Source organism: Streptomyces uncialis, assembly GCF_001905345.1.
Lineage (GTDB): Bacteria > Actinomycetota > Actinomycetes > Streptomycetales > Streptomycetaceae > Streptomyces > Streptomyces uncialis.
In genome coordinates this window covers 216,913-239,842 of record NZ_LFBV01000011.1, presented here as the reverse complement: position 1 = coordinate 239,842, position 22,930 = coordinate 216,913, and the positions used below count along the sequence as shown (strand labels likewise).

Here is a 22,930-nt window from a genome sequence, read left to right as displayed (position 1 = left end):
GGACCCCTGTCACCTCAGCAAGCCGACTCGCTCACCTGAACGGTCAGGTGGCGTTGGCGCCGTTCTTCGGACGGCCGAAGTAGAAGACAGCCGTGTAGTACGCGTACGCCGTAGCCCGGCAGGACTTCTTGTTGCTGTACCGGGGGCAGGTGTAGTTGTACAACGTCTTGTAGAACGTCACGTCAGCCTGAGCGCCCTTGCCCTTGTCCAGGTACCACTTGTAGCCCTTGTAGGCGTTCCCGATCGTGCCGTACCCGTAGTCGTGCATGTCGCACGCCGGAATGAAGTTCCAGCCGTTCGGCTTGTCCCTGGCAGAGGTGCAGTGATCGTGGTTGATACCCACCACGTAGTGCCCCGTCGGCGTCACCTTCCAGTACGGGTTACGCCACCCGTAGTGAGCGACCTTCGTCGCACAGCCACTCGCCGTGTACCACATCCACTCATAGGCGTTGTTGCACCACGACGGGTTCGCGGTGGGCGCGTTGATCTCACCGGACTCGAAGTCGGACGCCGCCGGAACAACCCCTTCTCCCTGCTGAATCGAAGGCGCACCCGCCATCGCGGTGCCGCCATCCGGAACAGTTCCGGTCGTCTCCGTCACCGTCGCCTGAGCGGTCTCCGCACCGAAGTTCAGATCCCACCTCCCGCCACCATCAGTGGTCGCGGTGTCCAGCCGATTCAACCCGTCATAGGCGTACGCGTTCAGCTCGTCACCCGCCGACGGGTTCTCCACCTTCTTCAGCAGCCCCGCACTGTCGTAGCTGTAGCGGGCCAGCGTCTGTGTGGTGGTACCGACCGTGAGAGAGATGTCCTTCACCAGACCACTCACTTCACCCAGCGCCGTGGAAGTGGCAGTGGTCGCGGTGGAGTAGTTCACCTTCAGCGTCTGCGCCGGAGTGTCGGTGCCACGCGCCGGGTCCTTCGCCTGCGAGACGCGGCCCTGCGCGTCGTAGGTGACGGTCGACGGCTTGTACGCGTTGTTACCCACCGACGTCACCCGCCAGGTGTCCCCGCTGCCAGACACCTGCTTGTAGACGTAGGTCGGCTTCAGGTCAGCGGCCGGAATCGGTGCGCCGGACGCATCCACGGGAACGTCGTCCCCGGTGGCGCCGGCGGCAAGGTTGACTTCTACGGTCTCGACGACGGTGGTCTTCAGCGACCCGGACAGGTCATCGAAGACGATGGACTCCATGAGCGTGGACCCGTCAGCGGCCTTGTAGGTGTTGGTGCTGCCGCCGTTGGGGCCGGCGATGGACTCGGTCAGGTCGTAGCGGGTGGAGGCACCCGACGCCAGGTCCTGCACGGTGATCGCACCACTGGAGGAGACGAGGGTGCGGTTGAGTTGCCCGCCGAGGAACTCGGCCTCCCACGCCTTGCCGAACACGTCCAGGTCTGCACGCGCGGAAGGCGCCTGCTCAACGCCGGCGGGACCGGATCCCTGCCCGTTCACGGCATGGGAGCGGCCCATCAGCCCGGCGGGGACATCGTTCTCGGTGACGGTGTACGTGTCGGTGGCAGACTCGTACAGGCCGGGGCCGATGGTGGTGACCGTGCCGTCGGCCAGAGGCGCGCTGGGCGTGGTGTCGGCGACGGCGGGTGACTGCGGCAGCAGCATGGCCAGGGAGGCCGCCGCTATCACAGGAAGCGCGATTTTGCGCACTGTGTTCCCTTCGGTCAAGTTGACGAGCTCTGATCAACAATCCGGGAACTTATGCGATCCGAACATGTGCCTGCAAGACCGTATAACTGGAGCCCACTCCTCCATTTATGAGCGTTTTTGAGACCCGGAGCAATACTCGAAAACTGTGGATCGGCGACGGGTGACCCGCGAAAGGGATACCTTGCCGAATGGTCCTGGGACGGTCATCGATTCCCTCCCTGTCAGCCTTGGGTGAGACTTCCCGCTTCGGCGGGTGAGCCTGAGAGGGCACCGACAGGAGAACCACCCCGTCATGATCAGCACCAAGCCCGCCTGATCCGACCCGGACGTCACCTTCCACGAGGACGACTCGCAGGTCGGGACCAGTACGGCTCTGCGGGCGACGGCCGGCTTCCGCAACCTGGCCATCAGTACGATCCGCCTCGCCGGACGAGCCGGCATCGCCCACGCCCGCCGCGACCTACTCCACCACGGGACGCTTGCGCCGTTCACGACATCTGATCAACATCATGAAACCGGGCAGCGCGGAACTGCGCCGGGGCCTTTCCTGGAGAACGATGACGGATTCGAAACCGAACTCGTCGAAATCGAGCCATCGCAACGAGACCGAGGTCAATTGATCCACAGATCTCTACGACTGCTTTGGCGTAATCAAGCCATGAGTACGCATACTCATGCGCCCCTGTGAGCGTGCGGCAAAGATTCATCTATGCCATCAATTCGCTTCACTGGATCCGTCGTCATAGCGGCTGCGGGCTCCCTCGCCCTGACCGCCTGCGGCACCCAGACAGCCTCATCCACCTCCACCACCCCGGTCGGCTCCCAGGTCTCCGCCTCACCCGCCCGGCAGCCCACCGAGAAGCAGTTCCTCGACCTCCTCAACAAGTTCGCACGCCAATGCTCCCCCGACGCCCCCAGCGGCAGCGGCGCCGCACCGGATCCCGGGACACTGCCCGGCGGCATCCCCAGCGGTGCAGCCCCCCGCACCGACAAGCCCGCCGGGACACCTGACGCGAACGGCGACATACCCATCCCCGTCGATGAGTCAGGTGAGATGCCCGACAAGCCCATGCGGTCCGGCCCGCCACAGGAAGTCGAACTCGGCGAAATCGAAAAGTGCGCCGCCGCCAAGCACGCCGAGCGCCTGACCACCAAAGCAGCCGGAAAGCCGCATACCACCTACAGCGCACTTCAGCAGACCATTATCGCCGCCGGATACCGTACCGACCGCATCCACAAGATGCCCGACCTCGGCGGCGACCCGCGCGCCCGAGTGGACCTTCGGTTCATGGGCTCCGGCCTGGCAGTGGAAGTCATCGGCACCGGAACAGGCGTGATCGCGGAACCCTTCGGCGCCCCCGCAGACGAGAGCGTGTCCGTGACTGAGGTGAGGCGGAAGCCGAACCTGGACGCACCGTCCTCCTGAACTGCGAGTGCACCGTTCCGGGTTCGGTGGAGACCCGATTCCGTGAATGGATCGAGCCATGGCACGCCCTTCCCGTTACCCGCTTGAGCTGCGCCGTCGCGCGGTGCGCATGTTCGCCGAGGTCCGTGGTGGCTGTCCGAACGAGTCGGCCGCGCTGCGGGCGGTCGCCCAGAAGCCGGGCATCGGTTCGGCAGAGCCCCCGCGGAACCGGGTGAAGCGGGACGAGGTCGACTCCGGGCAGCGGCCGGGGACGACCACGGAGGAGTCCGCGCAGGTCAAGGCGCTGAAGAAGGAGATCGCCCAGCTGAAGCCGCTCATCCGGCAGATCCTCGATTCCAACTACCTTGTCTACGAGGCCAGGAAGGTCTGGCGCGAGCGGCACCGACAGGGCCACGTCGTGGCCCGGTGCACCGTCGAACGCCTGATGCGCGAGCTGGGCGTCACCGGGGCCGTCCGCGGAAAAAGATCATCACCACGATCCCGGACAGCTCCGTGGAGCGGGCACCGGACCTCCTGGACCGCGACTTCGTCGCGCCGGCCCCCAACCGCTGCTGGGTCGCGGACCTCACCCACATCAGCACGTGGCCGGCAGTGGTCTACGTCGCCTTCGGCGTCGACATCTTCTCCCGCCGCATCGTCGACCGGTCCGCCGCCACGTCGAAGGAGACCCAGCTCGTCCTGGACGCGCCGGACATGGCCCTGTGGCAGGGCTTCGGCGTAGTCGGGCCTTGTCCTTTTTGATCATGTGAGGCCGAGAAGATCCCGGCGAGCCTGGCTGCGCCCCGGCCTCCGGGCGGGGACGCGGGGGAGCGGGCAGAGCTGCGCACCAACTACTGGGCATGCTCACCGGGCTTGAGGGAGCCTTGCCGCTGGGCTCGACCATCAGCAAGATCCCTCCACCGGACCGGCGGCCTGCCGAACAACGAAACCTGTCTCGGCACGGGGGCCGAACAGACAACCTGTCCGGCCCCGGTTCGATCCCGACTGCTCACCGGCTGAGGCGGATGGACGGTCCCACGCGAACCCGAGTCGCTCCAGCAGGATGCCGTCCACTTGCCTACCTACTGGCTGCGCAGACCGAACGGGTGGGTCTCCACCCGCTCCACGATGAGCATGTGCGAGGCAGCGCTCCCGTAGAGGGGCTGGTAGCAGCCGGGGTACAGCATGCAGTTCTCAAGCCGCTCCGCTGGCGGCGCGTCCGGGCCGAGCAGCGGGACGATCCGGCGGGGGCGCCCCGGCACCTGCCGCGCCCGAAACGGCGCGGCCCCGGGCCGGGGTACCGGGGCATCGGCACAGGGCCCTGACCCCGCCAGCCCGACGCTGCCGCGTGCTGTGCCCGGGGCAGGGAGTGCGCACGCTGAAAGGCCTGGAGAGCGCACCGATCGTCGTGCACCGGCCGTCGCCGTCGGGCGGTCGGCGGGTGAATGCGCACCGGAACGGCCGGGACGAGACCCTGGACCTCGCGTTCTCCGACCGCGATCTCGTGGTCTTCCTGGAAGCCGCGGGCGTCACCGGCCCGGAGCTGATCCTGGACGATCCGGCCTGGGTGGAGTGGCGCGACGCCGGTACTCACCAGTGGACCGCTGGCTGACACCACCCGCACCCCCCTCGGTCCGGACAGTCCGGACCGGACACGCCACCGGGCCCCGGAGGGCATCACGCACTCCGGGGCCCGGTGTCAGGTGTCGTGTGTGCGGCCTGGTGGTGTGACCGGGGCACACGGTCTCCCGGGTTTTGTCAGTAGGTGATGACGACGGCTCCGTTGCTGCCGTTCTTCCCGGCGGCCCCGTTCCCGCCGTTGTCGCCGTCCGCGCCTTCAGCGCCGGAGACGTCGGCTCCCCGGCCGCCGTCGCCGCCGGCTCCGCTGCTGCCGCCGTCGCCACCGCGGCCGTAGCCGTGGTCGTTGGGGGTCCGGCCGCCTGTACCGCCTGCTCCGCCCGTGCCGCCCAGCTCACCGATGCCCGCCTCGGCGTCGCCGGTCCTGCCCGCGGAACCCGCGCTGCCGCTCTTGCCGTGGACGACGTGCGCCTTCCCGGGAGCGGGAGGAGTGCCCGTGCAGGACAGGTCCAGCCCGGCGTAGCCGGCCCCGCCACCGGAGCCGCCCGAGCTTCCACCGGATCCGTTGCCCCCGCCGATCCCCAGAGCTTTACCGCCGCCGCCCCACTCGCCCCCGCCCGCTGCGCCCACCGCGCCCTTGCCCCCGGACCCGCCTGATGCGGTCGACCTGGGGGAGAGGACCGGGCCGGCTCCCGGCGACATGACGGGGCCTCCGGCGGCATCGACGGTGGTGGCCCCGCCGGAGCCGCCGTCAGCGGTGCTGGACTTGGCGTCGGTGCCGCTGTTGCCGCCGGTTCCGGCGAGCAGGCCGTACTCACCGCCCGTACCACCGGCGGTGCCGGGCTTGCCCGCGGTGCCGGAGCCGCCCTTGCCGACGGTGATGCGCAGCGGCATGCCGGGGTGGACCGGGATGGTGCAGGTGATGTGGACGCCCGCACCACCTCCGCCGCCACTGGCGCCGCTGCCGCCACCGCCGCCGGTGCCGCCGTGGCCCAGACCGGTGGCATCCTGCCCGCCGGCACCCCCGCCCCCGCCTCCACCGGCACCGCCGGTGCCTCCGGAGCCGCCTCCACCGGCACCCCACAGGTCGACGGTCAGGGTGGAGACGCCGTTGGGCACCGTCCACTGCTGAGCGCTTCCCGGCGTGGTGAAGGTGGCGGTGCCATGTTGCGGGGCGGCGGCCTGGGCGCCCGGTCCCAGTGCCAGTGAGGTGGCGAACGGGACAACGGCGGCGGCCAGGACGAGCTTGCGGTTGAGCATGGGGCTCCTTCTCAGTCGATCAACCCGGGGACCCTATGCACCAGCGTGATCAAGGAATCCGGCGAATACGCCCAGGCTGGTCACATCCCGTGGATAAACCACCCGCAGGCAGGACAGCCGCCCCTGCGGCATGGACAGCTCGTACGCCACTGGCAGCCGACTGGACCGCGGGCATCACCGCCCCGGGCCCGAACGCCGGACAGAGCACGGGCCCCGGCGGCACGACCTCCCGGACGCGGGCTGGTCGTCCGACCACATCGAGCTCCACCGGCCCGACGGCACCCGCGAGGTCGGGTGGAAGCAGTTCTACAAGGCACGTTGGACCCACAACGCCCGGACGTGGACAGCCGCATACACCACAGGAACGGCGAAGCGCATGGACAAGCTCGACACGGCACTCCTGGGCTCGAACGGCAACGTCCGTTTCTTCGGAGGCAACCAGTACGTCGAGTGCGACTGGGACAGCGGCGAGCGCATCGGCTACACCCGCGAGATCAAAGAGGTCTGGCCGGGCCTGCCCCCGGAAATGGTGCTGCGGCTCGAAGTGGCGTTCCTGGGCCCGGACAGCAATGCCCGCTTCATCAGCAATGGAAGCTACGTCGAGTGCGACTGGGACAGCGGCGAGCGCATCGGGAACATCGCGGACATCACGGACGTGTGGCCGGGCCTGTTCTCCTGACCCCTGCCGAACACCGCACCTACCCGGGTGTCCCGCCGATGATCGGCGGGACACCCGCGACACGAACCGGAGGACGGCAACGGCCTCCGGCTCCCGGGCGGAGAACCCGACCTCAGCCCCCAGTGCGAGACCGGCACCACTCACCGGCCGCGGGCACCGCACCTGCCCGGCGCGGAATCCACCGCCTGCCGGTTCACCACCACTCCGACCGGGAACAAACGACACCGCCCCAGGCCGGACACCGCCCCAGGCCGGACACCGCCCCAGGCCGGACACCGCCCCAGGCCGGACACCGCGTCAGATGGTTCCCGGTACGGGCCGCGCTCCACTCCGCGCCTGCCGGAGGGGGCAGGCGGTGGTCAGGCGCTTGTCACGTTCTCGGCCTGGGGGCCCTTGGGCCCGTCGGTGACGTCGTACTCGACCGCCTGGCCCTCGTCCAGGTTCCGGAAGCCGGAGGCATTGATCGACGTGTGGTGGACGAACACCTCCGCGCCGCCGTCGTCCGGAGTGATGGCACCGTAACCCTTCTCCGCGTTGAACCACTTCACCGTTCCTGTAGCCACGCTGCTCTCCTTCTGCGATTCCCGGACGGCTCCACACGACCAGACGCTGCCTGGAGCCGGGCAGGCGGACCGGTACGGCCACCGCCATCAGGGACAACGAGCCGCGATGCTCAACGACTCGGCCGCCCGTCCAACGTTCCCGCCGAAACCCGCCCCACCGACCCATTCCGTGAGGTTGCTGCTGGGTGCTCGCACCTGGACAAGATCCGCCGCTACGGCTCACACACCGGCCACCTCGGAGGCGGGGACCTCACCGCCGACCTCGCCCTCCCCCTCGAGCAACCGCCCCCACCCGGCAGCCACACCCTGCTCATCGGAGATCGCCGAGGCCCTAGCCCGCACGACGTTCTCTTCCTCCACGACGACCCGCGCCGGTTCGCGGCGTACGAACGGCGGTTCGGGGCCCGTATCCGGGGCCGGGCGCACGGTGGGTCCGCTGTTCACCCAGCTGCACCGGCGGACGCGGTCCTAGCGTCCGGCCGGCCCGGACGCCGAGCGTTCCACGTTCGTGGCGAGTTCCCGCGCCGAGGGCCTGTCACCCGGAGCGCTCAGCAGGACCTCTCGCAGGACTCCCTGGACCTCTGGCCACGGTGCCGCAGCTCGCAGGGGGATACGGCCGGTGGCGATCTGCGCGCGGAGCTGGTCCGAGGTCAGGTGCTCCGGTGAGACGCCGGCGGCCGGGTAGTCCAGGGGCCAGGTTCCGGTGACACAGGTCCACAGGGTGGCGGCCAGGGTGTAGACGTCGGCCGCCCTGCCCGCGTCCAGCGGCAGATCACCGGCGCCGCGCAGGGCCACCTCCGGCGGCACGAGATGGTCGATGCCCACCCCCGTCACCGGTGGCGGCCGCATCCCCTCCCGCCAGCTCCACGCCAGGTCGATCAGACGGACACCACCACCGGTGTGGATCCCGTGGTCCGGCTGGAGATCAGCATGGACCCAGCCCAGGCCGTGCAGGCCGTCGACCGTCCGGCACAGTTGCACCGCCGCGTCGAGGCCCGCCCTCCGCCCGCTGCTGTTCTCCCGGAACGAGGCGAAGGCATCCCATGTGGAGGGCCCTTCGAACCACCGCGCCACCAGCCACGCGCTGTCCGGTCCCCGACCCGCGGCGAGCAGATGCCCGGTCCACCCCAACGCCCGGAGTACCTCGGTCTCCCGCGACACGGCCCCCGCGCCGTCGCCGGTGCCGATCTTCACGGCGAACCTCCCGTCGGCACCCGCGGCCTCCCACACCACGGCTCCCCGGCGGGACGTCACCTCCCGCAACCGGAAGGCGCTCCCGCAGCGGGCCTCGACCACCGCGAGAGCCTCGTCGTATCCGGAAGGAAACTGATCCATCACGCAACCTGATGCTGTCGGGACACATGGGTTCGGCGGACCGTCCGGTCACGCCACCCGAGCAAACGAGCCGGGCCGTCAAACGACTCGGCGTGCCAGGGCGAGCCGGCCGGAATCGCCGGAGGCGGACCGCTCAGGAGCCTGGGGCGACAACGTAGCGCCCGGATGCGGCAGGCAGGAGCGCGGCGATCTCCCCCAGGACCCGGGCCGCCGGTGCCGGGTCGACCAGCCACTTCAGGTGGCTGCTGGTGAGTGTGCGGACGTCGTAGGGGGTCTTCGGTGTCAGTTTGTTGCCCTCGCGGATGATCCGGTCCTGCATGGCGAGCGGCATGCTGGTGTCCTCGGTCAGCCGGATGTACGTCTTGGGGATCCGCCCCCAGGTGTCGGCCTGTGCCCGGTCGTCGGGTGAGCCGACGTCGAGGTTCTCGTCGGGCTGGAAGGTGTTGAGGAAGACCATGAACTCGCCGTCTGTCCCGTCGGCGAGGAAGGCCGCTTTGAGGGCCGCGAGGGCGCCGGGGTCGGCGGTGCGGAAGTTGGAGCGCAGCAGACCGAGTTCGGCAGGGTTCCCGACCATCGCCGATGCCACTCCTGTGGTGTCGACCGTGGCCATCTCGGGCTCGGCGTAGTAGGCGCTGACGTCGAGGTCGACAGGGCACCAGGCGGAGACGTAGACGATGCGGTCGATCAGGTCGGGCCGCTGGTTGGCCGCGACGGTGGCGGTCATGCCGCCACGGCTGTGGGCGACCAGGATGACGGGCCCGTTCCGTCTGGCGCGCTCCAGCGTCCCGATGAGATGCGCGGCGTTGTCGGCGAGCGTGACGCCCTTGACGGCCCCGGGCGCGGTGGCGAGCTCTTCGAGGTCCTGCGGCGCCTGATAGGCGCGCGGGTACGTCGCGGCGAACCCGTGCCCCGGCAGGTCGACGGCGACGGAACGGTGCCCGAGGAGGCCGAGTTCGGCTTGGAGCGGTGCGAAGGAGAAGGAGTTCGCGAAAGCTCCGTGAACCAGTACGAACGTCGGTTGCATCTGTCTGCTCTCTTTCTGGGCCCCGTGGCGCCCGGCGGCATGCGCATCGCCCTTTCCGGCGCCGCACACCACCTCGCGGCCGGGGCCGGGGAACGAGTCGTCGCCCGTTGGCACCCGGCGGCAACGCGTATCCGCCCGGCCGTTGTCACCAGGTGGCACCTGTTCCGGGCATCAACACCACGGCCAGGGACACCGCGAGCTGCTGCGCCGTCCGGGTATGCGCGATGCGAGGCCCTTGCCCGCGGCCGCAGCGGCGGTCGGCGCCGAGCTGCACCTCGCGCCGGCACTCCGGGCACTCCTCCGGGTTGGTGTCGTGCGTCAGTCCTGCGAGGTACCCATGGAGTCGAAGGTCTCGCGCATCAACTGGTCGATGGTGCCCGGCTTGTCGGCCAGGGAGTCGAAGAGGTCCGCGAGCAGCCACAGCACGAAGCCGTGGATTATGGCCTCCTTCGGCTCGATCGGCCCGAACCGGTCGCGCCAGGCCACGGTGTCCATGCCCATGGCGGCGGCCATGAGGACACCGGTGGCCATCGGCACCTGCTCCGGGTCAGCCATGTCGAAGGTGGGCAGTTTGCGGATCACCGCGGGGATGAGGTCGTTCAGCGGATCGAACTGCTCCCCGCCGCCGGGCGGCTCGCCGATCAGGTACCCGGTCAGGACGCCCACCAGGAACACCGTGCCTCGGGAGACCTCCTCGCGCCCGACGGAGTCCGCCGCAGCCTTCACTCGTTGCTGCGCTTCTTGGCGCTCCTTGGCGGGCGTCCGCTTCTCCAGGACCCGGTAGGTGTCCCACGCCGCGCGGACCGCCTCATCCACCACTACACCGTCGTTGCTCATGCAGATGACGGTAGGCGAGACGACGTGATCCGCGAAGACATTGCGGCAACCGAGCCTCCGCGTCCGTGCCCAAAGGAGTCCCAGGGCCGGCTCTCAGGGCTTGCGGGTGCGTGTCAGGCGCGTACGACGAGGCAGGTGGCGCAGTAGCCGGCTCCGACGCTGACGAGCAGGGTGTGGCTCTCGGGTGGGGGCGGTTGTTTGAGGGTGAAGGCGAGGTTGGCGGTGAGGTCGCCGCCCCCGAGGTGGCCGGTGTGGGAGCCGTAGCGGCGGATCTTGTCCTGGAGGGGGGTGGGAAGGGCGGGGCGGATGGTCCAGTCGATGAAGGTCTGGCCCAGGAAACAGGGGAGGACCGAGTCGATCCCGGGGGCGTCGGGGCTGAGGTGGGCGTCGTCGAGGGCGTCGTCCACGGCGTGCTTGACGCAGGCCCGCATGCGCTTGAGGACGTCCTGTTTGCGGAAGGGGGAGCCGTTCGGGTCGGGGGGCTGGAGTCCGAACGGGTCGCGGCCGGGGAAGTCGGGTTCGAGGCTGGTGTCTCCGTGGCCCGCGATGGATTCGATGAGCAGCGGGCCCGGGGAGGGGGTGAGGACGACGGCGGTGGCGCCGTCGCCGAGGGGGCCGCCGTCGGAGAGCGGGGACCAGCGCCCTTGGGGGACTTCGTTGAACTTGTCGGCGGTGGTGATCAGGGCCGTGGTGGTCCGGGGGTCCGTGGCGATTTTGGTGAGGGCTGTTTCGATCGCGGTGGCTCCGCTGTTGGACTGCTGTTGCAGGCCGAACGCCATGCAGTGGTGGGCGCCGGTGAGCCGGGCGACGCGGTGGGCCGGGCTCCAGACCCCCTCGCCCTGTTCGTAGACCCAGCAATGGATGTGGAGGTCCACGTCGTCGGGGGTGAGACCGGCGTCCTCAAGGGCGGTGCGGGCGGCTTCGGCGGCCATGCTCGAGACCGTGCGGTCATGGCAGACGGCCAGTTGGGCGAAGCCTTCGGCCTCGGCGGCACGCAGTCGGATGACTCCGGACGCGGCGGCTTCCTCGGCTGTGGAGGCGGTTTGGGGCAGCCAGAGCGCGGCTGCGTTGATGTAGAGGGGGATGTCGGTTCTCACGGTCGTCCTTCCCGTCGGCCGGCGGGGGAGGAGCGGGAGGGGAAGGCGGCCGAACGGCTGGGGAGTGGGTTTCCGCGTCTGCGGGTACGTGTGTCTGCCACCGCCGGGCTTGCGGGGTTCGGTCCGGCGTGTTCCGGTCCGCCTGCGGCAGTGGTGTCGTCCGTCGCGCCGGGGTCTTCATGGCCGCTGTCGCGCCGTGCCGAGGGTGACGGGGAGGGTGGTGAGGCGGCGGTTGAGGGTGGCGCCCTGCCAGGTGAGGGCGTCGGGTTCGGTGGCGAGCGCGATGGAGGGGTAGCGCCAGAAAAGGGCGCGCAGGGCGATACGTCCTTCCAGCCGGCCGAGGTGCGAGCCCAGGCAGTAGTGGGGTCCGTGGCCGAAGGACATCAGCTGGGCCGCGTTGGGGCGGTCCGTGCGGAAGTCGTCGGGGTGGGGGAAGACGCCGGGGTCCTTGTTGGCGGCGGCGAGCGAGAGCAGCACGAAGGCGCCTGCTGGGATGGTGGTGCCGCCGACCTCAACGGGTTCTGTGGTGAAGCGCCAGCCTGCGGTGAACAGGGGTGCGTGGTGACGCAGGAGTTCCTCGACGACTGCCTGGGCGCTGTCGTCGTCGGTCAGCAGGGTGCGTCGGATGTCGGGGTGCTCGATCAGCAGGGCGGTGCCGTAGGCGATGAGCGTGGCGGTGGTTTCCAGCCCGGCGGCGGTCAGGAGCGAGATCATTGCCTGGATCTCCATGCGGGTGATCCGGTCTCGGCCGTGGGCTTTCAGCAGCACGGTGATGAGGTCGTCGCCCGGGTCCGTGCGGCGTCGTTCCATGGCCTCTCTGACCAGGTCGAACTGTTCGAGGAGGGCGGCGTGCATGGGTTCGCTGTCCGGGGGGTCGGGTTCCCCGAGCCTGGCGGTGACGTCGGCAAGCGGTGCGCGGAGGTCGGCCGGGACGCCGAGCAGGGTGCTCATGACGTCGCTGGCCAGGGGGCGTGCGTAGTGGGCGACCACATCGGCGGGGTCCTGGCCGGCGAGGTCCCGCAAGGCGTTCTCGGCTGCGGCTTCGATCATCGGCCGCTGCGGCTGGACGGCCGCGTGGCTGAGAAGGGGGGAGACCTGCCGGCGCAGGCGGTCGTGGTCGGCGCCGTCGATGTTCATCAAGTGGCGCCCTCGCACGGCCAGTCCGTCCTCGGGGTAGCGGGTGCGGCCGAGGCCGCAAGGGGGTTCGGGGATCTCGCGGATGTCGAGGGTCAGTCGTTGGTCGCCTGCCAGGGCGCGTGCGGCGTGGTGATCGGTGACGAGCCATGTGTGCAGGCCGCCGGGGAGGACGACCGGGTGGACCGGTCCGGTGTCGGCGAGATCGCGGAGGGCGGTGGGGAACGCCTCATGGGGGAAGGCGGCGTCCATCAGTTGCCGGTTCCCGCCTGTCCGGGCGGGGCAGACGGCCGGGGTCGGCTGGTCCGGGGAGGTCATGGCCCGCTCCCGGCTTTGGCGGCCAGCAGGGCACGCAGATCACCGACCGTGCGCAGATCGAAGAGTTCTTCGTCGCTGAAGGCAACCGAGAACTCTTTCTGTATGCAGGTCATGGCCCTGAGCAAGCCCAGGGAGTCCACGCCCGGCAGGTTGAGCAGCGGACGGTCGTCCTCTTCCGTGACGGTCCCGTTCCATTCGAACTCCCGGTCCAGCAACCGGTGCAGACGTTCCTGGAGGTGCGGCGCGAGCGCCGCCTGGTTCTGCTTCGGTGGGGGGTTCATGCGGCACACACTTCTCTCCTGCGGAAAGGCCGTGAGCGGGGCCGGTGACTTCCTGCACGTGGTCCCGCGGTGTCCGGGACGTTCAAGGGGATGTCGGGCCGACAGGCACGGTTTTTTCGACCCTACGCTTGTCCGCCGGGGGATTCGCGCTGAGCGGGGAGGGGCCGCGAGACAGGCACCTGTTCTCCGGGGGTCGCCTCCGCTGATCTCTGCGGGTCGCTTCCGTAGCGGTGGCGTGCAAGCATGGATACGCACTTTCCCGGCATTTCATCCCGTATGTCACTGGGGTCGGGGAGGCGGTCACAGGGGTCGCGTCGATGGCGACCCGTCGCCTCGCGATGAGGCGAAGTCGACTTTTCATGCACCGGTTGCCCGACCGGCCCGGTTCCCGGCCGGTCGAGTCCGCCAACGGAGCGGCCGATCCAGGATTCACGCCGGACACCTGACGCGAACGCGGTCGTCGGCCTGATTCATCAGGTGAACATCTGTCCTGCGAGGAGAATCCGATGGCCGCGCATTCCATCCGGCAGAACGGCCGCGGTGCCCCTACCCGTGGTGAAGCGGCGATGTCCGCCGAGTACCCGGCCCGTTCCACCGAACCGCAGGACGCGGTCGCCGTCGTCGGGCTGGGCTTTCGCGTGCCGGGAGCCATCAACAGCCGCGAGGACCTGTGGCGCACCCTGAACGCGGGCAAGGATGTCCTCACGCCGGTACCGCCCGAACGCTTCGATCCCGAGCGGTTCTTCGACCAGGACACGCAGCACGAGGGCAAGACGTACTCCACCACCGGCGCGTTCCTCGACGACATCAGCGGATTCGACGCCGACTACTTCGGCATCTCCCCCAAGGAAGCATCCCGGGTGGACCCCCAGCAACGGCTCCTGCTGGAGTGCACGGTGGAGGCCTTCGACGACGCCCAGCTCGACTCCGCCGCACTGGCGGGCAGCGACACGGCCGTGATCATCGGGGTCTCCGACCGCAACTACTACGAACTCCAGGTCCGCCGGCTCAGGACCATCAACGCCTATGCCATGAGCGGGTCGGCGTCCTGCAACACCGCCAACAGGATCTCCTACGTCTTCGACTTCCACGGCCCCTCGTTCGCCGTCGACAGCGCCTGCTCCTCCACCCTGACCGCGGTGCACCACGCCTGCGAGGCGATCCGTACCGGGCGCAGCACGCTGGCAGTCGCGGGCGGGGTCAATGTGATGCTCAACCCGGCCGACTTCATCGGATTCTCCAAGGCGTCCATGCTCTCGCGCACGGGACGCTGCCATCCCTTCTCGGCGGGCGCCGACGGGTATGTGCGCGGCGAGGGAGTGGGTGTGTTCGTGCTGAAGGCGCTGCGTGCGGCGATCGCCGACGGTGACCGGATCGAGGCCGTGATCGTGGCCAGTGCGGTCAACGACGACGGCACGACGTCGGGCCTGTCCCTTCCCAGCGCCACCTCGCAGCAGGAACTCCTGGAAAGCGTCTACACGCGGGCGGGCATCGATCCGGAACGGGTCGCCTATGTGGAGGCACACGGCACCGGGACCCCGGCCGGAGACCCGCTGGAGTGCCAGGCGCTGGGCCGGGCCCTGGGCAGCCGGAGAGCGCAGCCGCTGCTGATCGGCTCGGTGAAGTCGACGCTGGGACACCTGGAGGCGGCGTCCGGGGTCGCCGGGCTGCTCAAGGCGATGCTCGTCCTGCGCCATGAGACGATCCCCGCCACGCTGCACGCGCTGCCCCTCAACGACGAGATCGACTTCACCGGTCTCGGGCTCGAACCCGTCACCTCCCCGCGCCCGCTGCCGCTCACACCGGACGGAGTGCTGGGGGTGAACTCCTTCGGGTTCGGAGGCGCGAACGTCCATGTCGTTCTCCGGGCCGCGCCCGTAGCCGCGCCGGTCGACAGCGGGCGCGGGGAAGCCGACAGCACGCGCGGGGAAGGCGAGCTGCCGGTGATGACCTCGGGCGCCACCGAAGCAGCGGCCAACGAGACGGCCCGGCTGCTCGCCGATCACCTGGAATCCGTTCCGGACGACTTCTACGACATCGCCTACACGAGCTGTCTGCGCCGTACACGGCGGGAGCACCGGGCGGTGGTCCTGGCTTCGGACGCGGCCCGGGCGGCGGCCGGCCTGAGAGCTCTGGCCGCCGGCGACGAGCCGGTCGCGGGCAGCGCCCGGGGAACCGCCGAACGGGACGGGAGCTCGGTGGGCTTCGTCTTCAGCGGCAACGGCTCCCAGTGGCCCGGTATGGCCAGGGACCTGCTGGCGGCGGACGAAGCATTCCTGAGCGAGGTCGCCCTCATCGACGGAGAGTTGCTGCCCCGGCTGGGCTGGTCGGTCCTGGAGGCGCTGCGCCGCCCCGTCGGCGCGCCGGAACTTGAGCGCACCGAGGTCGCTCAGCCGCTGCTCTTCGCGGTGCAGGGCGGACTCGTCGCCTCGCTGGCGGCTGCCGGTATCACCCCGGCGGGAGTCACCGGCCACAGCGTCGGCGATGTCGCCGCCGCCTACTGCTCGGGCGCCCTGAGCCGGGCCGCCGCCTGCCAGGTCATCGCGGAGCGCAGCCGGGCCCAGAGCAGGACCGCGGGCAGCGGGCGGATGGCCGCGATCGGACTCGGCCCCGCCGCCGCACAGGAGGCGCTCATCCCGTTCGGCGAACGGCTGGTGATCGCCGGGATCAACGGGCCCGATGCCGTCACCGTGTCCGGCGCGACGGCGGCGATCGCGGAACTGGGCAGGGCACTGGAGGCGCGGGAGGTGTTCTTCCGCGAACTGCCCCTGGACTACGCCTTCCACAGTGCGTCCATGGATCCCGTGCGGGAGGTGCTGCTGGATTCGCTCCAGGACCTCCCGGGGCGTCCGTCCCGTATCCCGATGGTCTCCTCGACGACGGGCCGGGTGGTGGACGGTCCGGACCTCGACGCGGAGTACTGGTGGCGCAACATCCGCGAACCCGTCCGCTTCACCGACGCGCTGGACACACTGCTGGACGGCGGCTGCACGGTACTGGTGGAGATCGGCCCCCACGCCGCCCTTACCCCGTATCTGCGCACCGGCACCGTACGACGGCCGGAACAAGTCACCGTCCTGTCCACACTCCTGCGCGACCAGGCCGGCCCGCCGCTGATCCGCTCGGCGATCGCCGCGGTGCTGGCCACCGGCGCCACCACCGACTGGACTCCCTTCTTCCCGGTCCGCGGCCGTGCCGTGCCCCTGCCCGCCTACCCCTGGCAGCGCGAACGGCACTGGTCCGGCGAGCCGTCATGGTGGGAGGAGTCCGCCCAGCAGGACGCCCCGGCCCGAAAGCATCCGCTGCTCGGTGAGCGGCTGCCCACCCTCGACCCCGCCTGGCACCAGCAGCTGGAGCCGGGCCCGCTCGCCTGGCTCACCGACCACAAGGTGGGCAGCGCCGTGGTGCTTCCCGCCGCCGCCTACGTCGATGTCGCCCTCACCGCCGGGGAGAATGCCCTCGACGCGGCGGCCGAAGTCACCGACCTGTCCATCGACGCCGGGCTCACGCTGCCCTTCGACGATCCCGCGATGGACATCCGCCTCCAGACCACGGTCGCCCCCGGCGGCCGGTGCACCATCGCCAGCCGTGACGGAACCTCAGGCCCCTGGCGGGAACTGGTCCACTGCCGGGTACAGCGACTCACCCTGCCGCAGCCGCCTCCGCTGGACCTGGCCGCCATCCGGGCCAGGACCACCCGCCGCCAGACCCGAGAGGAGCACTACGCCACCTGCGCCCGTGCCCAGTTGCCCTACGGGCCGGCGTTCCGGCCGCTGACCGCACTGGCGGTCGGCGAGACCGAGGTGCTCGCCGACTTCACGGCTCCCTTCCCCCCGTCCGGCCGGCACACCGCCGACGTGAGCGTGCTGGACGGCGCCCTCCAGTCGGGCGTGCCGCTGCTGGCCACCGAGGGCGACACGGTGGTGCCCTACCTGCCCTCCGGGTTCGCCGCCGTACGGTCGTGGACGGACCTGCCCGCCACCGGACACGTACACGTCACGGGTCGGCGCGGGGACCGGACCGAGCACACCTGGGATCTGACCGTCACGGACACCGACGGCAACGTGGCCCTGGAAGCGATCGGCTGCCGGCTGCGCCGCTTCAACGCCGCCGAACCGGCCGCCCCCTCCCTGCTGGCCGAAGTCCTGCGCGCCGCCCCCCTGCCCGGCACCTCGGCACGCCCCACCCCGCTGCCCTCCCCGCAGGAGACGGCCGCCGCAGACATCTGGCCGGATGGACCCGGCGACCAGCACCTGCACGACTTGACCCACTTCCGCACCGGTGTGGTGGACACCGCCGCCCACAGCATCGCCCGCGCCCTCACCGACATCCTCGGCGCGGACCGACCTCTCAGCGTCCCGGCGGTGCTCGCCACCGGAGTCCACCCCAAGCACTCCCGCTGGCTCACCGCACTGTGCCGCCTGGCCGAGGCACGCGGGGTCCTGCGCGCTACCGGACAGGACACCTGGCGGATCGCCACCGAACCCGCACTCGAACGCATCGTCCAGGAAACACTCACCGCCCACCCCTCCATCGGCGCGGCCCTGTACCCCTACGCGGTCACCGGACTCCACTACGCGGACATCCTGCATGGCCGGATCGACCCCCTGGAATTCCTCTTCTCCGTCGACAACCTCGCCTCACGGGTCTACGACTTCACCCCCAACCTGGTCTACCAGTACCGGCTGGCCCGCAATCTGCTGCGGGCGTCCCTGAAGAACTGGCCGCCGGGCCGGCCGCTGCGGGTGCTGGAGGTCGGAGCCGGCACCGGCGGGCTGACCGCCGCCGTCCTGCCCGTGCTGCCTCCCGAGCTCACCCGCTTCACCTGCACCGACATCTCGCCCGCCTTCTTCCCGCACTGCCGCGAACGCCTCGCCGCCCACGACTTCGTCGACTACCTGCGCCTGGACCTCGACCAGGACCCCACGGAGCAGGGCTTCACCCCGGGCAGCTTCGACATCGTCCTGGCCGCAAACGCCCTGCACACCGCCCGTGACATGGACCGCACCATGCGCTACGTCTCCGGTCTGCTGGCCGACCACGGCCACCTCCTGGCGATCGAGTCGCACAACCACGACGTCGCCACCCCCGTCTTCGGCATGCTCGACAGCTACTGGGACTACGAGGACACCGCACGGCGTCCCGACGGCCCCATGCTGTCCTGGGAGGAATGGCGCACCCTGCTGGAAGCCAGCGGTTTCGATACCCCGGTCCAGCTCGGCGACCACGCCGATCCGGACCTGCGCGACTACTCCCTCATCCTCGCCGCCGCCGTACCGCACCAGGACACCAAGGCCCCGGGACCGGCCCACCCGGCACCCGAGCGGACCGACCCGCAGGACACGACCCGCTGGCTCATCGCCGCCACGGGCACCGCCCACGGCCGAAACGCCGCTCTCGCCCGCGAACTCGCCGAGACCCTGCCCAACAGCCCCGGCCTCCCCCATGGCACACAGCTCATCGAGGACGCCGACGACCCCGGCTCCTGGACCAAGGCGATGCGGTCCTCACCCGGACCCACCTCCCTCGTCCTCATCGGCGGCGACGAACACGACAGGACGACGGAGCAGGACACAGATCCGCAGGCACTCACCGACGAGGCCATCCGCCAACTGGGCACCCTGCGAACCCTCGCCCAGGTCCATCAGCACCACACCGACACCGACCGGACCGGTCTGTGGCTCATCACCCGCAGCACCGCCCACACCCCGGAACACCCTCCCGGCGAACCGGTCGCCGCCGCGCTCTGGGGAGCCGCACGAAGCCTGGCCAACGAGTTGCCGACCACCCCGGTGCACCGCATCTCTCTCCCCCTGCCGGAGGGATCCCCCGACCCGGTCGACGCGCTGGTCGCCGAACTGAGCACGCCGACCGAGGAGGAAGAAGTCCTCCTCACCCCCGAAGGGCGCTTCGTTCCCCGAGTGCAGAACCTCCCCGCCCCCACCCGCCCCAGCAGCCACGGGACCTCCCAGCGGTTCACCCTCGAAGTCCCCGCCTGCGTACCGCACTACGAACTGCGCTGGAAGGCGGTCCCGCCCCTGGTACCGCCACCCGGCCAGGTGGTGATCGCCGTCGAAGCGGCAGCCCTGAACTACCGGGACATCATGACCGTGACCGGCCGGGTGCCCGCACCCCCCAGAGCCCCCGACGATCCGACCAGTCCCCTGGGGATGGACTGCGCGGGAACCGTCCAAGCCGTCGCCGACGATGTCACCACCCCTTCGGTGGGGGACAGGGTCGCCGGGATCAAGGTGGGCTGTTTCGGCTCCCACGCGGTGCTGCGCGCCGACCGGCTCATCCCCGTACCCGACACCCTGCGCAGCACGGAAGCGGTCACCCTGCCCGGCGTCTTCATCACCGTGGAGCTCGCCCTGGGCCATCTGGCCCACCTGAGCCGGAACGAAACCCTGCTCGTCCACTCGGGCGCCGGCGGCGTGGGAATGCTCGCCGTCCAGTACGCACAGCGTGTCGGCGCCACCGTCATCGCCACCGCCGGCACCCCCGGCAAACGGGACCTGCTCCGCCTCCTCGGCGTCCGCCACGTCCTGGACTCCCACACCCTCGAATTCGCCGATCAGATCCGTGAGATCACAGGCGGCGAAGGCGTCGACGTCGTCCTCAACTCCCTCGCCGGGGAAGCTCTCGCCCGTAGTGTCAAACTCCTCAAACCCCACGGCCGCTTCATCGAACTGGGCAAACGGGACTTCCTTGCCGACAGCCCGCTCCTCCTCGCCCCCTTCCTGAACAACCTCACCTTCTTCGGCGTCGACGTCGCCCCCCTGCTCAACGAGTACTCGCCCAGCGGCGACGCCCTCGTCCGCTCCCTGGCCGACGCCGTACGGACCGGCACCGCGCACCCGCCGCCCCACCAGGTGTTCCCCGCCTCCCGCATCGGCGAGGCATTCCAATCCATGGAACGGTCGCGTCACATCGGCAAAGTCGTCATCGACCTCACCGACACCGTCCCCGTACACACCGCACCCGACCCGACCCCCCTCGACCCCGACGCCGACTACCTCATCACCGGCGGCCTCGGCGGCTTCGGCGCGGCCACCGCCCGCCACCTCGCCGGCCGGGGAGCCCGCCATCTCACCCTCGTCAGCCGCAGAGGCCCCGACGCCCCCGAAGCGGAAGCACTCCTCGCCGATCTGCGGCACGGCGGCGTCAGCGTCACCGCCCACGCCGCCGACGCCGGTGACTACGAGGCGATGAACACCATCGTCACCGGTATCACCGCCGCGGGCAGACGACTGGCCGGAGTGGTGCACGCCGCGATGGTCCTCGACGACGCCCCGTTCACCGAGTTGACCGACGAGCGCCTCACGAAGGTCCTCGCGCCCAAACTCACCGGCGCCCTCATCCTGGACCGGCTCACCAGCGGACTCGATCTGGACTTCCTGGCCCTCTACAGCTCCGTCACCGCACTCACCGGCAACACGATGCAGGCCGCCTACAGTGCCGCGAACCTGGCCATGGAAAGCCTCGCCCGCAGACGCAGACGCGAGGGCGCACCCGTACTCGCCATCCAGTTCGGGGTCATCTCCGACGCCGGGTTCGTCCACCGCGACCAGACCGGCGGGACCCTGGCCGCCCGGGGAATGACCGGCACCACCGCCCGCGAAGCCCTCCAGAACCTGGACCGGCTCCTCGCCCAACCTCCTGTATATCTGCCCAGCCCCGCCATCGCCCTCACCCACATGGACTGGGCCGCCGCCGCCGGCTTCGTCAGCACCCTCACCGCCCCCCGGACCGCAGGACTCCTGCCCCCGCAGGACGACACGGCCACTCCCCTCCTCCGTGAACAACTCACCCACGCCGACCCGGAAGAAGCAGCCGACCTCGTCGAGAACGCCCTGCGCGAGCTCCTCGCCGCGACCCTCAGAACCACCCCCGACCACATCCGCACCAACCGCCGCCTCGACCAGATGGGCGTCGACTCCCTCATGGCCACCGAACTCAGCACCGCCATACGCAACACCTTCGCCTGCGAACTCCCACCCGTCGAACTCACCAACGCCGCCGACCTCACCGCCATCACCCACCGCGTCCTCACCCGCCTCAACCTCCAGCAGGAACCCACCCCTGGCCCGTCTTCGCAGACCTGAAATGCCGGACGCTCCTCATCAGGAACGCTCAGCTCCTCACCTCGCCGGAGAATCCGGCCCCGAGATCGGGCTGCCGACGTTGAGAGGCCGACCTGGTCGCCGTTGGCCCGCAGCGATCACGCCGCGCCCGTGATGCCCGGAACCGCGACGCTGCGGGAGGCATCATGAATGTTCCCGGTAGCCCTGCGATCGTCGTGCACCAAGCCTCCCTCTCGGGCGGCCGGAGAGTCACCGTGCGCGGCAGCGGCCGGGGCGAGATCCTCGGAACCGCCTACAGCGGCCACGACCTGGTCGTGTTCCTTGCGGGTGCCGGCGTCGCCGGACCCGAGGCCGTCCCGGACGACCCGCAGTGGGGGGAGTGGCGCGGCGGCCACGCCCATGAGTTCGGCGCCGGCCGAGTACGTGCTCTTGACCCGGGACTGCCGTGGGCCACCGGCTGGAATTGTCGCCTCGGGGTTCAGATGTGAGAGCTCGTGGCCGAAGAACGGGGTATGCCGATCTTCCCCTCCGGCCCCGGGCGTTCCGGGTCCCGCTGCATCCCTGCCGGTTGCGGAGTGCCGAGTCGCACCGTGAGGTATCCGGCGGTCAGTGCGGACAGGGTTGTGTACGGGCCGGTGTGTTCGTCGCGGGTGAGGACGGCGATCGCGGTGTCCTGTTCTGGGAGGCGGACCAGAAAGGAGCGGTGGCCGGGATTGTCGCCGTGGTGGAAACGGGCCGGGTGCCCGGCCAGGGTTCCGATGAACACGTCGTAGCCGTACCCCGAGACGGCCAGCGGCGACGGAAACCGGATACGCGGGACGGCACGCGGGGTGAACATCGCGTTCAGGGAACCGCGGGTGAGAAGCTCTCCCCGTTCCAGCGCAACCACGAAATCCGTCACGGCGGCACATCATGGCTGCTCAATCAGTTCAAGGGAACACCGCGTCGTGCGGCCTGGCAGCAGGACCAACGGCATCACAGCTCGTCGATCAACCGCGCATACATGAACATGTCCCGGCGTGCGTCCCCCACCTGTTGCCATCCACGCAGCACCGAGCGCGACCCGCGCGGAGCAACCTCACCGCTGCTTCATCAATGACGACAGAGGGTGTCGGGTTTACGGCCGACGATGGACGTATGCGCGAAACCCCGGAAGAACTCGACAAGCTCCAGTCCCTCCTCGACTCCTCCCTCTCCGGCTCGACCGCACACCTCCGCTCGATCGTCGAGGGCCGCACCATCACGGCGGCGCAGCTCACCGGGGTCCTCACCGGCATGTGCACGCTCGCCCTCTCCACGGTGACCGCGAAGGGCGAACCGCGGATCAGCGGCGCCGACGGGCACTTCCTGCACGGCCGGTGGCACTTCGGCACGGCGCGCAACGCCGCCAAGGCCCGTCATCTCGCGGCCCGTCCGGCCGCCAGCGTCGCGCACATGCGCGGCGAGGACCTCGGCGTGTTCACCCACGGCACGGTGGAGGAGCTGAACCCCGAGGACGCCGCGACCACAGCCGACTGGCAGGAACTCCTGGCCTACTTGAAGGACTTCTACAACGACGACGCCTTCGACTGGAACCGCGAGGTCGTCTACTACCGGCTGAACCCGCACTGGACGACCGTCTACGCCCCCGACCTCGACAAGCTCACCGGCCCGTGACACCGGGCCCGTCGACGAG

At 70.1% G+C, this 22,930-nt stretch carries 19 protein-coding genes and 1 pseudogene; 8 read left to right on the top strand and 12 right to left on the bottom strand.

The features are described 5' to 3' along the window. Positions 1-43: 43 nt before the first annotated feature. The gene (locus tag AB852_RS35010; protein WP_245877043.1) at positions 44-1,660 is read right to left on the bottom strand and encodes a phospholipase A2; all 1,617 of its coding nucleotides are present in this window, start codon (positions 1,658-1,660) and stop codon (positions 44-46) included. A gap of 709 nt (positions 1,661-2,369) precedes the next feature. Here AB852_RS35010 and AB852_RS35005 point away from each other — a divergent pair. Next, positions 2,370-3,086: a hypothetical protein gene (locus tag AB852_RS35005; RefSeq protein ID WP_073794946.1), complete on the top strand. Its 717-nt coding sequence runs from the start codon at positions 2,370-2,372 to the stop codon at positions 3,084-3,086. Positions 3,087-3,161: 75 nt separating this feature from the next. Here the strand turns inward: AB852_RS35005 and AB852_RS41195 are convergent, their stop codons facing one another. After that, positions 3,162-3,404 carry a hypothetical protein gene (locus tag AB852_RS41195; protein WP_245877042.1) on the bottom strand — a complete coding sequence of 81 codons (243 nt, stop codon included), beginning with the start codon at positions 3,402-3,404 and terminating at the stop codon, positions 3,162-3,164. On the opposite strand from AB852_RS41195, the pseudogene AB852_RS41715 reads away from it, so the two are divergent. Further along, positions 3,370-3,492, top strand: a pseudogene (locus AB852_RS41715) (hypothetical protein); the annotation flags it as partial. The gene AB852_RS41195 and the pseudogene AB852_RS41715 overlap by 35 nt on opposite strands. Positions 3,493-3,578: 86 nt before the next feature. Then, a complete protein-coding gene (locus tag AB852_RS41190) occupies positions 3,579-3,827 on the top strand; it encodes a DDE-type integrase/transposase/recombinase (protein WP_245877041.1) in 249 nt (82 codons plus the stop codon). Between the two features lie 320 nt (positions 3,828-4,147). On the opposite strand, the gene AB852_RS34995 is transcribed toward AB852_RS41190, so the two are convergent. Further along, positions 4,148-4,327, bottom strand: a complete 180-nt coding sequence (locus AB852_RS34995) for a hypothetical protein (protein ID WP_073794944.1) — start codon at positions 4,325-4,327, stop codon at positions 4,148-4,150. 125 nt (positions 4,328-4,452) lie between these two features. Between AB852_RS34995 and AB852_RS34990 the strand changes: the two genes are divergently transcribed. After that, complete coding sequence (locus tag AB852_RS34990; protein ID WP_073795140.1) at positions 4,453-4,677, top strand: hypothetical protein; 225 nt, start codon at positions 4,453-4,455, stop codon at positions 4,675-4,677. 146 nt (positions 4,678-4,823) lie between these two features. On the opposite strand, the gene AB852_RS34985 is transcribed toward AB852_RS34990, so the two are convergent. Beyond that, the gene (locus AB852_RS34985) at positions 4,824-5,903 is read right to left on the bottom strand and encodes a hypothetical protein (protein WP_079185145.1); all 1,080 of its coding nucleotides are present in this window, start codon (positions 5,901-5,903) and stop codon (positions 4,824-4,826) included. 130 nt (positions 5,904-6,033) lie between these two features. Between AB852_RS34985 and AB852_RS34980 the strand changes: the two genes are divergently transcribed. After that, positions 6,034-6,582 (top strand): hypothetical protein, encoded by a 549-nt coding sequence (locus tag AB852_RS34980; RefSeq protein ID WP_073794941.1) that lies wholly within the window; start codon positions 6,034-6,036, stop codon positions 6,580-6,582. Between the two features lie 359 nt (positions 6,583-6,941). On the opposite strand, the gene AB852_RS34975 is transcribed toward AB852_RS34980, so the two are convergent. The 7 genes from AB852_RS34975 to AB852_RS34945 all read right to left on the bottom strand — a co-directional run bounded on the left by AB852_RS34975 (position 6,942) and on the right by AB852_RS34945 (position 13,171). Next, positions 6,942-7,145, bottom strand: a complete 204-nt coding sequence (locus tag AB852_RS34975) for a cold-shock protein (protein ID WP_073794938.1) — start codon at positions 7,143-7,145, stop codon at positions 6,942-6,944. A 468-nt stretch (positions 7,146-7,613) separates the two neighbouring features. Then, the gene (locus AB852_RS34970) at positions 7,614-8,480 is read right to left on the bottom strand and encodes a serine/threonine-protein kinase (RefSeq protein WP_073794935.1); all 867 of its coding nucleotides are present in this window, start codon (positions 8,478-8,480) and stop codon (positions 7,614-7,616) included. 133 nt (positions 8,481-8,613) lie between these two features. Further along, entirely contained in the window at positions 8,614-9,504 is an 891-nt protein-coding gene (locus AB852_RS34965) for an alpha/beta fold hydrolase (RefSeq protein WP_073794932.1), read from the bottom strand. A gap of 318 nt (positions 9,505-9,822) precedes the next feature. Then, the gene (locus tag AB852_RS34960; protein ID WP_143201322.1) at positions 9,823-10,341 is read right to left on the bottom strand and encodes a hypothetical protein; all 519 of its coding nucleotides are present in this window, start codon (positions 10,339-10,341) and stop codon (positions 9,823-9,825) included. A gap of 113 nt (positions 10,342-10,454) precedes the next feature. Further along, positions 10,455-11,438: a ketoacyl-ACP synthase III family protein gene (locus AB852_RS34955; RefSeq protein WP_073794927.1), complete on the bottom strand. Its 984-nt coding sequence runs from the start codon at positions 11,436-11,438 to the stop codon at positions 10,455-10,457. A gap of 177 nt (positions 11,439-11,615) precedes the next feature. Next, positions 11,616-12,890, bottom strand: coding sequence for a cytochrome P450 (locus tag AB852_RS34950; RefSeq protein WP_073794924.1), 1,275 nt, complete (start codon positions 12,888-12,890; stop codon positions 11,616-11,618). After that, complete coding sequence (locus AB852_RS34945) at positions 12,887-13,171, bottom strand: acyl carrier protein (protein ID WP_073794921.1); 285 nt, start codon at positions 13,169-13,171, stop codon at positions 12,887-12,889. The genes AB852_RS34950 and AB852_RS34945 overlap by 4 nt, the downstream gene beginning before the upstream one ends. A 506-nt stretch (positions 13,172-13,677) precedes the next feature. Between AB852_RS34945 and AB852_RS34940 the strand changes: the two genes are divergently transcribed. Together AB852_RS34940 and AB852_RS34935 are read left to right on the top strand one after the other, a co-directional pair. Next, complete coding sequence (locus tag AB852_RS34940; RefSeq protein WP_079185144.1) at positions 13,678-21,276, top strand: type I polyketide synthase; 7,599 nt, start codon at positions 13,678-13,680, stop codon at positions 21,274-21,276. Positions 21,277-21,440: 164 nt separating this feature from the next. Further along, entirely contained in the window at positions 21,441-21,743 is a 303-nt protein-coding gene (locus tag AB852_RS34935; protein WP_073794919.1) for a hypothetical protein, read from the top strand. On the opposite strand, the gene AB852_RS34930 is transcribed toward AB852_RS34935, so the two are convergent. Next, positions 21,734-22,156 (bottom strand): serine hydrolase, encoded by a 423-nt coding sequence (locus AB852_RS34930; protein ID WP_073794917.1) that lies wholly within the window; start codon positions 22,154-22,156, stop codon positions 21,734-21,736. The genes AB852_RS34935 and AB852_RS34930 overlap by 10 nt on opposite strands. Positions 22,157-22,392: 236 nt before the next feature. Between AB852_RS34930 and AB852_RS34925 the strand changes: the two genes are divergently transcribed. Further along, positions 22,393-22,911, top strand: coding sequence for a pyridoxamine 5'-phosphate oxidase family protein (locus tag AB852_RS34925; protein WP_073794914.1), 519 nt, complete (start codon positions 22,393-22,395; stop codon positions 22,909-22,911). Positions 22,912-22,930: the final 19 nt, after the last annotated feature.